General features: G+C 22.8%; 13 protein-coding genes. 4 read left to right on the top strand and 9 right to left on the bottom strand.

Going from position 1 to position 11,791, the window contains the following annotated elements; genetic code table 4:
- Nucleotides 1-139: 139 nt before the first annotated feature.
- Nucleotides 140-616: a hypothetical protein gene (locus ACXX87_RS00670; protein ID WP_458573082.1), complete on the bottom strand. Its 477-nt coding sequence runs from the start codon at nucleotides 614-616 to the stop codon at nucleotides 140-142.
- Nucleotides 617-751: 135 nt separating this feature from the next.
- On the opposite strand from ACXX87_RS00670, the gene ACXX87_RS00665 reads away from it, so the two are divergent.
- Nucleotides 752-1,744 carry an Eco57I restriction-modification methylase domain-containing protein gene (locus ACXX87_RS00665; RefSeq protein ID WP_458572777.1) on the top strand — a complete coding sequence of 331 codons (993 nt, stop codon included), beginning with the start codon at nucleotides 752-754 and terminating at the stop codon, nucleotides 1,742-1,744.
- Nucleotides 1,734-2,648, top strand: coding sequence for a hypothetical protein (locus ACXX87_RS00660; protein ID WP_458573081.1), 915 nt, complete (start codon nucleotides 1,734-1,736; stop codon nucleotides 2,646-2,648). The genes ACXX87_RS00665 and ACXX87_RS00660 overlap by 11 nt, the downstream gene beginning before the upstream one ends.
- Before the next feature lie 123 nt (nucleotides 2,649-2,771).
- Here the strand turns inward: ACXX87_RS00660 and ACXX87_RS00655 are convergent, their stop codons facing one another.
- The 8 genes from ACXX87_RS00655 to ACXX87_RS00620 form a co-directional block, all read right to left on the bottom strand.
- Entirely contained in the window at nucleotides 2,772-3,125 is a 354-nt protein-coding gene (locus ACXX87_RS00655) for a hypothetical protein (protein WP_436358703.1), read from the bottom strand.
- Between the two features lie 19 nt (nucleotides 3,126-3,144).
- Nucleotides 3,145-4,062, bottom strand: a complete 918-nt coding sequence (locus tag ACXX87_RS00650; protein WP_458573080.1) for a hypothetical protein — start codon at nucleotides 4,060-4,062, stop codon at nucleotides 3,145-3,147.
- Nucleotide 4,063: 1 nt separating this feature from the next.
- A complete protein-coding gene (locus ACXX87_RS00645) occupies nucleotides 4,064-4,585 on the bottom strand; it encodes a hypothetical protein (RefSeq protein WP_458573079.1) in 522 nt (173 codons plus the stop codon).
- On the bottom strand, nucleotides 4,578-4,814 hold the full coding sequence (locus ACXX87_RS00640; RefSeq protein ID WP_458573078.1) for a sigma factor-like helix-turn-helix DNA-binding protein: 237 nt from the start codon (nucleotides 4,812-4,814) through the stop codon (nucleotides 4,578-4,580). The genes ACXX87_RS00645 and ACXX87_RS00640 overlap by 8 nt, the downstream gene beginning before the upstream one ends.
- Nucleotides 4,807-5,898, bottom strand: a complete 1,092-nt coding sequence (gene ftsY, locus ACXX87_RS00635) for a signal recognition particle-docking protein FtsY (RefSeq protein WP_458573077.1) — start codon at nucleotides 5,896-5,898, stop codon at nucleotides 4,807-4,809. Before ftsY ends, ACXX87_RS00640 begins: the two co-directional genes overlap by 8 nt.
- 66 nt (nucleotides 5,899-5,964) lie before the next feature.
- Nucleotides 5,965-6,282, bottom strand: a complete 318-nt coding sequence (locus ACXX87_RS00630; RefSeq protein WP_436358698.1) for a thioredoxin family protein — start codon at nucleotides 6,280-6,282, stop codon at nucleotides 5,965-5,967.
- Nucleotides 6,283-6,300: 18 nt separating this feature from the next.
- On the bottom strand, nucleotides 6,301-7,107 hold the full coding sequence (locus ACXX87_RS00625) for a hypothetical protein (RefSeq protein ID WP_436358697.1): 807 nt from the start codon (nucleotides 7,105-7,107) through the stop codon (nucleotides 6,301-6,303).
- Complete coding sequence (locus ACXX87_RS00620; protein ID WP_458573076.1) at nucleotides 7,097-8,758, bottom strand: ribonuclease J; 1,662 nt, start codon at nucleotides 8,756-8,758, stop codon at nucleotides 7,097-7,099. The genes ACXX87_RS00625 and ACXX87_RS00620 overlap by 11 nt, the downstream gene beginning before the upstream one ends.
- A 194-nt stretch (nucleotides 8,759-8,952) precedes the next feature.
- On the opposite strand from ACXX87_RS00620, the gene ACXX87_RS00615 reads away from it, so the two are divergent.
- Together ACXX87_RS00615 and ACXX87_RS00610 are read left to right on the top strand one after the other, a co-directional pair.
- A complete protein-coding gene (locus ACXX87_RS00615; protein WP_458573075.1) occupies nucleotides 8,953-10,749 on the top strand; it encodes an LppA-related lipoprotein in 1,797 nt (598 codons plus the stop codon).
- Nucleotides 10,750-10,847: 98 nt separating this feature from the next.
- A complete protein-coding gene (locus ACXX87_RS00610) occupies nucleotides 10,848-11,765 on the top strand; it encodes a hypothetical protein (RefSeq protein ID WP_458560495.1) in 918 nt (305 codons plus the stop codon).
- The last annotated feature ends 26 nt before the right edge of the window (nucleotides 11,766-11,791 follow it).

Below are 11,791 nucleotides of genomic sequence, written 5' to 3'. Positions count from 1 at the left end.
AAGGGGCTTTCTAAATAAAATGCTAAGCATTTTATTAAATTAATATAAAATACAAATAGGTTATAAAAACACTGGTGCACTTTATATTTCATTTAAGGAAATAAAGGAAATTCCTTTATTTTTATTTTATTTGTTTTATTTAGAACACAAAAAGAAAATCGAAGAAGCTTGAATTTTTCTTAGCTCATTTTAAATATCTTTCGTGTTTATCAAGTTGCTCAATTGCATCTAATGCAGCATAATATTTACTTAATGTAGAAATTCTTACTGATTTGTTTTTAGATAATGAAAGTTGAATTTCTTCATCTCCTGCTTTTTTTCCTAATTGTTTTAAAGCTTTTCTATTATTAACAAAATTAATTATAAAAAATATCAATAAAATTATAGATATTAAAATTGTTATTGCTGAAATAATTGAATATGCTATTTTATATGAATTTTGTCTTTCTAAAGGAAGAACAGCATAAATTATTCCGTGAAAAATTGAAAACAATGCAAATAATATAAAAGGCAATCAAAACATAAAGAAGTTTTCTCTAGAAGCATAACCAATAACTTTTTTAATTTTTGTTTCTTTAATTGTAAGTTCAACTTGAGTATTTTCTTTATTTTTCATATCACTCCTATTTGTTTTGTAATAAAATTACTAAATAATTATAATACAAAAAATGTTTTTATAAAAGAACTGAAAAATTTCTTATTTATACAAATAACTATTTCCAAATTTAAAATTTTATTATAAAATTATTTTATGACACAAAGTTATAAAAAGAAAAGTTTAGGGCAATATTTTACTCAAAAAAATAGTTGATTAAAAAAACAGGTTTTAGATTTTATAAAATTAAGCAATAGACAAAATATTTATGATCCTTTTGCTGGTCATGGAGATATTTTTTCAACTTTAAAAGAATGGGGTTATTGCAAATTTATAGGTTTGGATATAGATAATAAATTAGAATATGAAATTAATGATAGTTTGTTATTTATTCCTTATAAAAAAGATTCCATTATTGTTACAAATCCACCATATTTAGCTAAAAATTCAGCTACTAGAATGAAAATTGATTATTTCAAATATTTTTCAAATAATAATTATGATGATTTATATTTAATAGCTCTCGAAAAAATGTTAGAAGCTAATGATTATGTTGTTGCAATTATTCCTGAATCTTTTTTACATTCTAATTTTAAATTTTTTAATAAATTAAAATTAGTTACAATTATTGAAGAGAATCCTTTTGTAGATACAGAAGTTCCTATTTGTGTTGTTTGTTTTGATTCAAAAGAAAAAGATTTAGCAAAAATAGATATTTATAAAGGAGAAAAAAAAGTTTGAAATTTAAAAGAATTTTTTAATTTTAAATTTAAACCTAATAAAAAAATAAATATTGAATTCAATAATCAACAGGGGTGGTTAGGACTTAGGGCTATTGATAGCACTAATAAAAATAACTTAATTAAGTTTGCGTTTAAAGAGAATATAGATTATGATTGAAAAAATAAAATATCAACTTCTTCAAGGCATATTAGTTTAATAAAAATAGATATACAAGAAAGAAAAAAAGAAAAATTTATTGAATTGTGTAATTTAAGATTAAATTATATTAGAGAAAAAACTAATGATTTAATTTTAACAGCGTTTAAAGGAAATAGAAAAGACGGAATTAGAAGAAGGAGACTTGATTTTAAATTAGCAAGATGAATAATGGAAGAGTGTTATAAGGAAATAGAAAATGATTGATAATTTAAAATTATTAGAAATTTGCTCTTTAGAGAAAAATAAAGAAAAAATAGAAAATTGATATTCACATACTGAAGTTAATCCAAAAATAGATGAATATTTAAAAATTAATAAACAAATTAGCAAAACATTAAAAAATATAAAAACATTTAAATCACAAAAATATTATCAGGAACTTTTAAGTTTAGTAAATGATTATTACGGAACAAAAAATGAATTTAATTGTTTTTTAGCCGCTTGTGATATAAGTGCTAAAAATAAAGAATTAAATATTAATTCCATAAAAATAATTGTAGATATGTATTTAAAGAAAAGAAATGTGGAACAAACACAAGATCGTCATTTTGTTCAAGCACTAATTGATAAAGGTTCACAAAGAGCAGTATCGAATAAAGCGGAAAAGAAATTAATTTATTACTTAAATAAATTTAGTTATACTCAAAGTAATAATATAAAGGAATTTTTAGATTCAAATAATCTAAAAACTTGAATTAAATTTAGTAAAAAATATTTTACAATTGATTTATTAAATCAAAATTTAGGTTATACAATCGATTTTGGTGGTCAAGGAAAAATGTTGGATCTTGCTTTTAAATTCAAAGAAAAAATTTTTGTTTTAGAAGCAAAGCATCTTAAAGATTCTGGTGGTGCTCAAGATAAACAAATGAGAGAATTGATTTACAATATTTCTGTAGATAATCCACATGAAAATTTATATATAATTTCTTTTTTAGATGGAACATATTCTAATATGCTTCTTGATGAATTTTTAACTAAATTAGAAGAACAAAAAGACACAAAAATAATAAATCAAATAAAAGAAATAGTTCAAATTTTAAAAACAAACAAAAGAAGCTATTGATTAAATACATCTGGATTTATAAAATTTCTAGAAGAATTAAATTAATTTTTTATTTTTTTATTAAATGAAGTAAAAAAAATAAAATTTTGTTTTTAATTCATTATAAAAATTAAAAAAGCTAGCAGTAAAATGTTAGCTTTTTTAAGAAATGAATATATCATAAAAAAATTATTTTTCTTTATATAATCATAAAGGATTTTGTTTTACTTTAAAATATACATAAATTTCTAAACTATAAAAGGAAACAGAAAGAATATAAATTAAAGTAGAAAATAATGTTAAGAAAACAGCAACAGATAAAGAAAAATGGTTATTGAATAATTGATAAATTACATTCACTAAACCACCTAATGAAGCAAAAACATAAGTGTTATAAGTTAGTAAATTGAATTTTTCTATTTTACCTCATACATGAGTTTTTCTAAATGTTTTATAAGGTTTTTTAATTCTGTTATATAAAATTGCAGCAGATGCTATATTTCATAAAAAGAAAATTATAATTTGAATTATCGGTAATCACATATTTTAATTATATTAAATTTTATAATAATTCTCCATAATTTGATATAGATTCAATTCATTCATTTAGATTTTCAATTGGCACTGTTTTAAATTCTTCTAATTTTTTTTCTAACTCTTTGATATCACTATTGATTTTTTCTCTTTTTTCTCCAAAAGCAAAAAAGGAAGAAATAGAAGTAAGCAAGGTTGTTAAAGCAGATGCTAAAGTTATTTCTAGTAAGTAATAAATTGATTTTTCTGTTCCTTTTATGTCAGGAAATTGATTAAATCTTAATGAGTATAAGTTGAATACAATCATTAAGGAAGTCATAACTATTACTAAAATATTAAGTATTAAAAATAAATAATATGAAATTATAAATTTTCTTTTGTACTTGTTTCTTGTTTTATTTACAAGTTGTAATAATTCCTTTTCTTCCATATTTTCTAGGTTTTTTAATACATATTTTTTATGTGTTTGACTTGCAAGAATAGTTTCTGAAGACACATCACTTTCTCTATCTAGATAGTTTCATTTTAATATTAAAAATAATCTTTTTAAAAGGATTTCTCCTTTATGTTTGTTTTTTTTGTACAGACCAAGATTAGCATCATATAGAGCTTTTTCTAGTTTTATAGTAGTAAGAGCTTTTTTATTTTTCTTGTATTTTGCTTGCATTGCAAAGAAAGAAATAATAGATGTTATGAAACTACCTGAAGCAGATAATCAAGCAATTATAATGGCATAGTTATTTCTAAATTCGCTGTTTGTAAATTGTTCAGGTAATACTGGTCTAAATCTTTCTCCTACTCCGGCTAAAAAATAAGCAGTAAGCATAGAACTTAAAAAAATCAAAATAAAAGTCACAAAAGTTAATGTAAAGAAAAGAAACCTTAATACAAAAACTTTGGAAAAGAGAATATTATATATTTTCTTGTATTTTTTTTCAATTTCCATATTAGTTTACCTTCTTCAATAGAGTTGATTTTAATTCTTTTTTTAGACTTTTTTTGTTTCTGTTAATTAGTATAGGTTCAACTAATTCTAATTCTTTTTTAAATTGTTCAATAGTATATTCTTCATCTTGTGATTCATATTTTATGAGTAAATAAGTTAATTGTCTTTGGACTTTTTTATATTGATTGTAATGAAAAGAAGTTTTAAATATAGCTAAAAATAAACTTAGAAAAAAGATCGTGATAAGAAATACAACAAAAATTGCAGTATATGAAAGGGTTTTTAAAATTTCAATTCATTGACTTTTTGAAGTTATGTGTCTTCCTATTTCTGAATTATCTTTAACTAACTCAGTGGCAGCATAATCTAAATAGATAATAGCACTAATTATAGAGTAAATATTTAAGATAATAATTAATGCTGAAAAAGAAATGTTTGCTCAAAAATATATTTTTGATATTTTTCTTAAACTTTTTATCTTATTTTCTATATGTTTTATTATTTTTATATTAGGTTTAAACATCTATTTTTCCTTTCTCTATCTCTTTATAAAATTTAGTTAATTTAGTTTTTGCTTTTTTTAATGAATCAAAAACAGCACTTCTTGTTGTGGCACAAATTTCTGAAATTTCTGTTAATGAAAGATCTTCAAAATAAAAAAGTTGAAAAATTTGCTTTTGATTTTGTGTTAATAATGAAGAATACTTATCAAATAATTTAATTAATAAATCTCTATCTTCGATATTACTCATTCTTTTCCTTATTCATAAAGTCTTTAGTTAAAGCATAAATAAACGCATCTAAATCAAACTCTTCTAAATCTTCCATTTTTTCACCAAGACCAATTAACTTAACATCTAAATCCAGTTTTTCCTTTATAGAAAGAATTATTCCACCTTTACTTGTACCGTCCATTTTAGTTAAAACAATACCAGAAATAGGGGTTACTTCTTTAAAGTGCATAGCTTGAGAAATTCCGTTTTGACCTGTAGTTGCATCAATAACTAATAAAGATTCATGAGGTGCTTCCGGTATTCTTTTTTGAATAATGTTATTAATTTTAGCAAGTTCATTCATTAAATTAACTTTATTTTGTAGCCTTCCTGCTGTATCTATTATTAATAAATCATAATTTTCAGCAATCGCTTTATCTAAAGATCTATAAACTATTGAAGCAGGATCGTGTTCATTTGGATTAGGCATAATAATATCCGCTCCTGCTCTTTGTGCTCAAATAGATAATTGTTCTACGGCAGCAGCTCTAAAAGTGTCACCAGCAGCAACTAAAACTTTTTTATTTTGGTCACAATATTTTTTTGCTATTTTGGAAATAGATGTTGTTTTTCCTGAACCGTTAACACCAACCATTAAAATAATATTTAAACGGTTTTCTTCGATGTTTAGTTGAGTGTTAATTATTGAATTATTGGCATAAATTGTGTAAATTTTGTCAGCAATAATTTCACCTATTAATTTAGGATCACTAAGATTTTCTCTTTTTACTTCTTTTTTTATTTCATAAATAATCACTTCAACAAGCGAATAAGAAATGTCAGACATAATAAGAATTTCTTCTAATTCTTCAAACATTTCTTCATCAATTTTTTTATAAGAATTTTGTAAATTTATAATTTTTTCAGTTAAAGAAACATTGGATTTTTTTAAACCAGCAACGTATCTTTCTACTTTGTCTTCTTTAATTATTTTCTTTTCTAAATCTTTTTCAATTTTCTTTTCTAATTTTTCTTTTTTCTTTTCTAATTCAAGTTCTTTAAGTTTTTCTTTATCTTCTTTTGAACCGAATAATCTTGTTTTTAGTTTTTCAAAAAATTTCATAATTATAATTATAAATGTTTATAAAAAAAATTCTAAAATATAAATAAAAAAAGTACCTTCAGGTACTTATTTTAGAGCGTTTTCAATTCACTCAATTAAGACTTCTTTTGGAAAATATTCAAATCCTTTGTTTAAAATTTTTCCATCTTTTAAAACAAGGTGAGTAGGAACTCTTAAAACTTCAAAACGAGTTCCTTCTTTTCTAAATAATTGTGCTTCTTCAGCATCAACATTAATCATTTTTAAACCTGAGTTTTCATCAAAGTGATCTGCAACTTTTTGCACCACTGGTGCCATCATTTTACAGTCTCCACATCAAGTTGTTGTAAATTCTAAATAAACAACTCCGTTTTCAATGTGTTTTTGAGCTTCTTCTCAACTCATTTTTTTTATTTCCATATATTAATCAAAAGGATTTTCAAAAGGTAAAGTCTCATTTAAGTCTAAATTATTTTTAGATGGGTTATCTTTATTTTCATCAATTACTTTCTGATTGTCATAAGTTTCTTGATGTTGCTTAACACTAACTTCATCTTTTGAAATTCCTTCTTTATCCTCCGTTGATTCTTGATTTATTTTTTTCTTTTTAAATTTTACTATTTTTTCTTCATTTTTTTCATTTTTCTTAATTTTGGGCATTTTTTTCATAAAAATCAATATTTTTACCAATAAGTAAGTTATAAATGCTACAAGAGGAACAAGAATAACCCCTATTACTGAAGTGGTGGATTTTAGTACAGAATAAAGAAAAATATTGATAAATCCCAAGTGATTTAAATTTGGTAAAGATGAATTTACTTTTTCAGGAGCTAAAGTATTTCATCACTCTTGAAAATTGTGATTTCAAACATTAGCACCCACACTAAAATAGAAATTGCCTTCATATTGCACAACTTCAAGCACTATAAAAGAAACAAACATATTTACAAAAATTAAAAATAAACTAATTAAAAACAAGTCTATTTTGAAATTTTTAATAAACATAATTTTAGGTGTACTCAATTTTATTATGCACAAAATAAAAACAATTAAAAAGTAAGAATATGCTAAATTTCCAAACAAAAGACCAATAGTGTATGAATAAATAGTAGTTAAACCTTTGATATTTAAAAATGCAAAAACAATTAGTGCTAAGTGAATAATTATGATAATAAATCAAAGAAATTTATTTTCTAAAATTTTTTCAACATTTCTGTTTTTAAATTTCATAAAACACCACAACAATGATTGGTTCCTTATCAAAAATTTTGAAAATTTTCTTTTTAATTATTTTTTTAATTTTTTCTTGTAAATCTTTTAAAACTATTTTTTCTGCATCTAAAAAAGATTGATAAAAAGCAGAAGTTATTATTTCATGAATTATATTTTTGTTTTCTTTAGAAATAATTCCAGAAGAATTTATCTGTAAATCACCTTGAAGTTTTTTACTTTTGTATTCCACTAAACTTGTTATTGTTATGATTCCATCACGAGCAAGAGTTTCTCTTTCTTTTATTACTTCAGAAGAAATGTCTCCAATTCCAAAACCATCTATAATTACTTCACCAACTTGTTTTAGGGTTCCTTTTTGTGAAAATAAGTTTCCATCAATAAAAGTTGCTATTTTTCCATTTTGTAAAATTATAGAATTACTTTTATTAACTCCAGCAAGTGCTGCTATTTCAGATGCAACCACAAGATATCTATAAAGTCCTTGTAAAGGGATAAAGTATTTAGGTTTCAAACTGGAAACAGTTTGGAAAATATCTTCTCTTGCAGGTCTTATTCTATAATATTCATTTTCTGTAATATCTACAACTTTAGGGGTAATTCTTGCAATTTCATCTAAAGTCATAGCATAAAGAACTTCTAAACCATTTAATGGTGGTGCAATCATAATTACTGTATCGGTGCTTAATAATTTAAAAAATACATCGTTATTTTCTGTAATTCTTAAGAATCTTTGATACAGTCTTTCACTTGTAGAAGTGATTAATACAACAGCATTTTTGTGATTGTTAACTTCTTTATAATCGATGAATTTGGGTAATTTTAAAAATTGACCTTCATATTTTATTTTTTTAATAAGATCTACCAGTTGTCCGTATGTTCTACCATAAACAGCAACAGGTCTATCATATTTTTTAGCTAAATCTAAAATTTCTTGTAAAAGGGCCATTTCTTCATCAAATGAACCAATAACGATTCTAGAATTTTGATCAGTTTTGAAAAAAATATTTTCAATAGATGGAGTCACATCTATTTTATCAATGGCTTTTCCTTTATAATTAGCTCTTCCAGAATCAATTAATAAAGTGTGAATTCCTTTTGGAGATTCAATTGATGATTTAATATAATCTAAATTTGTAGTTCCATATATATTTAAAGATCCAACAACAAAATTAAGCATCACAACAATAGAACCATCTTCTGTTTCGAAGTTGTATCCATAAACTCCAGGCATTGATCCAGCAAGTGGAATAGATTTAACTATTGCATCATTACAGTCAATTTTTTCATTTGTTATTGAAATAACTTCAAAATCTGTGTGTCCTATTTTATACTTTGAAATCCTGTCTAAAATTAAAAATTTAGTAAAAGGCGAACAAAATATTTTTAAACCTTTTATTTTCATCAATAATCAAGGAATTGCTGAAAAAGATTCATTTTTCCCATCTGTAATGAATATTCCTTTAATTTTGTCTTTGTTTTGTTCTAAATAGGTAAAATCAGGGATTAAAGTATCTACACCATTAGTTGAACTTATAGGAACCTTTGCTCCTGCATTAACTAGAAAAATAGAGTTGTTTACTTCAATAACATAGGAGTTTTTTCCATTTTCATCTAATCCCCCTAAACCAAAAATGCTAATTTTTGCCATTTTTTCCTTTCTTTTCATTATTAATTATTAATTTAATAAAAACATCTTGTAATTTCTTTTTTAAATTATACTTTTTTTTATTGAAAAAGTAAGATAATAATGAATTTTATATAAAAGATTATCTAATTCTTTTTATTTTAAAAGAAATTTGTCAAATTTTATAAATTTAAAATAAAAAGTGTTATATTTAAAATATGATAAAAAAGAAAAATAAATTAATAAATTTAGTTTTAGCAACATCAATAGTTACAACATCTATTGTTGCTGTTTCCTGTAAAAAAGAGCAAAATGAATCTGATATTTCACCATTCACTCCAATTAAAGTAATTTCATATGATGTTAATGATTTAAAGTTTAAAAATGTTAAAGAAACTTCTGTTGAAATTGAAGTAGGTTTTAATTTAAATGTTGAAAAAGATGTAACTTTTTCTTTTGTTCTTAAAAATTTAGATACTTCCGAAACAAGAGAATATTACGTAACTCCAAAAGCAATTGAAAACAAAAGAGAGTTTAAAATTGAAAATCTTGAAGAAAATACAAATTATAAATTAATTTCAATCGGTGCAAATAAACCTAATTCTGATATTTCTATATCAATTTCCCCTATAAAAGAAGAAATAAATACAATTTTTAGAACAAAAAATAGCAAAATTTTAGATGAAAATGAGCAAGAAATAATGAAATCAATTGACCAACTTGGTAATTCATTAAATGTAATTGATTTTTATAAAACCTACGATTCATCTTCATTTTATGAAAGATTCAAAAATAACGATACAGAAAGTTTAAGTTCTAGCATAAGTTTACCTTATGATATTAGACATAAATTTTCTAAAATTATAGCTACTTTTTCTAAAGAAATTAGTGATGTAAAAAATAATGTAGGAATAATAGATAATGTTAAAATTTCCTTTTATACAGAAAAAAACAACAAAAAAGATATTTTTGTTTCTTTAAAAGGTTTTAGTTATTTTCAAAACAAAAATACAGAAAAAGACACTGAAAAAGAAAACTTTTTAAGAACAAAAGAGTTGTCATCAGAAATAAAAGAACTTTACCCTTCACTAATAGCGAGTTTATTACTTTATAACGAAAATAGAGAGAGTTTTCAAGATATAGAAAATCAACCGAAAAGCGAAAATGAAACGATACTAAATTATGAATTTTTAGTTTCTGGCACAAATGCAAAAGACTTATTTAGAAATTCTAAAATTAAGCTAAATCCTTCATTAATAACAAAATTTTTAGAAAGAAATATAGAAAACAATAATAATCCAAAATTTCATTATGAAGTTTTAGGTGTTAAAGCAGATGATTTGGAAGGAACATTGGATATAGAAGTAGGAATTTACAATAGAGATGAAGAAGAAGTTAATGCAAGTGTTCCAAGGTATTTAAAAATATTTAGTTTTTCAGGATTAAGAAAACATAACCTAAATGAAAAAGGCAATGTTGATAATGAATTATTTAATTTCAGTATAAATAAAGAAAAATTTAGTGAATATTTATCTAAATTGAAAGTTAAATCCCTTTTAGAAGAAGAATCTAAAAATCTAAATAATACAAAAACCAAAGTCAATGTTAATTCATTAATTAAAAATGCTAATTTATTTGAAAGAATCAAAAATTACGTAATTAATAATTTACTAGTAAAAATTAAAGATAGTAATTCTTCTAAAACTTATGAGTGAAAATATGACTTTTTACCTTTAAATTCATTAATTTCAAGAAACGATCGTTTAACTGCTTATCCTTTTGTAACCATTATAAATAATTCTAATTTTGACAACATTAATTTTTATTTAAATAAAAAAGAAAATAATGAATACGAACTAAGTCTTGAATTAAATGCACAATTTCCTTTATATAAAGCAGAAAGAATACAGGACATTAATTCCTTTGATTCATTTTCTGATAAAAATCTGGTCTATACAGGAGAAATATTTAAAGTAAATATTGATGAATTAAAGTCAACTAATAAAAGTAAATAGAAAAATACAAAAAGTTTAATTGAAAAAGTTTGAACTTTTTCTATTTTAATTATGCTATTTTATTCAAATTATGTATAATTATATTATAAGGAGGGAAAGTGAAAAAAAGATGAATTTTACTCAATTTAAGTGCTTTTGTATTTTCATCTATTGCCATAACTTCTTGTAATTCTAAAACAGAAGAAAACAAGAAAATACATAGTGATTCTGAAGGTGGAGAATTTCGTTATACAACAGAACCTTTAGTTGATGATTGAAATCCTGATATTCATACTTTTAATAATCAAAACCTTAAGAACATAGAAAAACTAAAGAATATTTTTGGAATAGATTTAACCAATTCAGATACTTTTGAAAACAAAAATTTGTTTTTAAGCGACAAACAACACAACATTTATTTTAATAATGAATATATAAATCATTCTAATAAAGAAAAAGAAGAATTTTTAGAATTTTCAAAAAATAGCGAAAATGCTTTATTTTCTATAGAAAACAACTTAAATATTTCTAATTTTGAAAATTATAATTTTGCTTTAAGTGTTAAATTATTGAATTATAAAAATTTTAGATATGACATTAATTTATTACCAAGTATTTTAAGCGAAGCAGTTCTTATAAACTTTTATGTTAAGGCTCCTTCTGATTTTAATCAAGAAAATATAAAAAAATCAGGATTAAATATTGATGTTTCTGATAAAAAAGATAGTTTATCTTTAGGAACTATAGTTAAAAATAATTCTCTAGATTATGATGTTTTAAAACGAATTTATCCTATGTTTAATTCAATTTATTTTGATTATAACAACAAAACACTTCATATGAATTTTCGGTTAGAAAAATCAAAAGAAAGGAAAACTGATTTTAAATTTTTAAAACAAACAAAATTAAATAATTCATACAAAATATTGCAATTTTCCTTTATGGTTCCAATTAATAGTATGGATTTGAAAGACTTTAATTCTATTAGTGATTTAGAAGTCAAAATAAATAATTGAGAGCAAATTTTTACTAAATAAGTTAAGTTACTTTTTGATAAAAAAAT

It is taken from the genome of Mycoplasma sp. 613B (assembly GCF_054343485.1).
The sequence above is the reverse complement of the archived record's forward strand: the minus strand, read 5'-3'. Positions and strand labels throughout refer to the sequence as shown.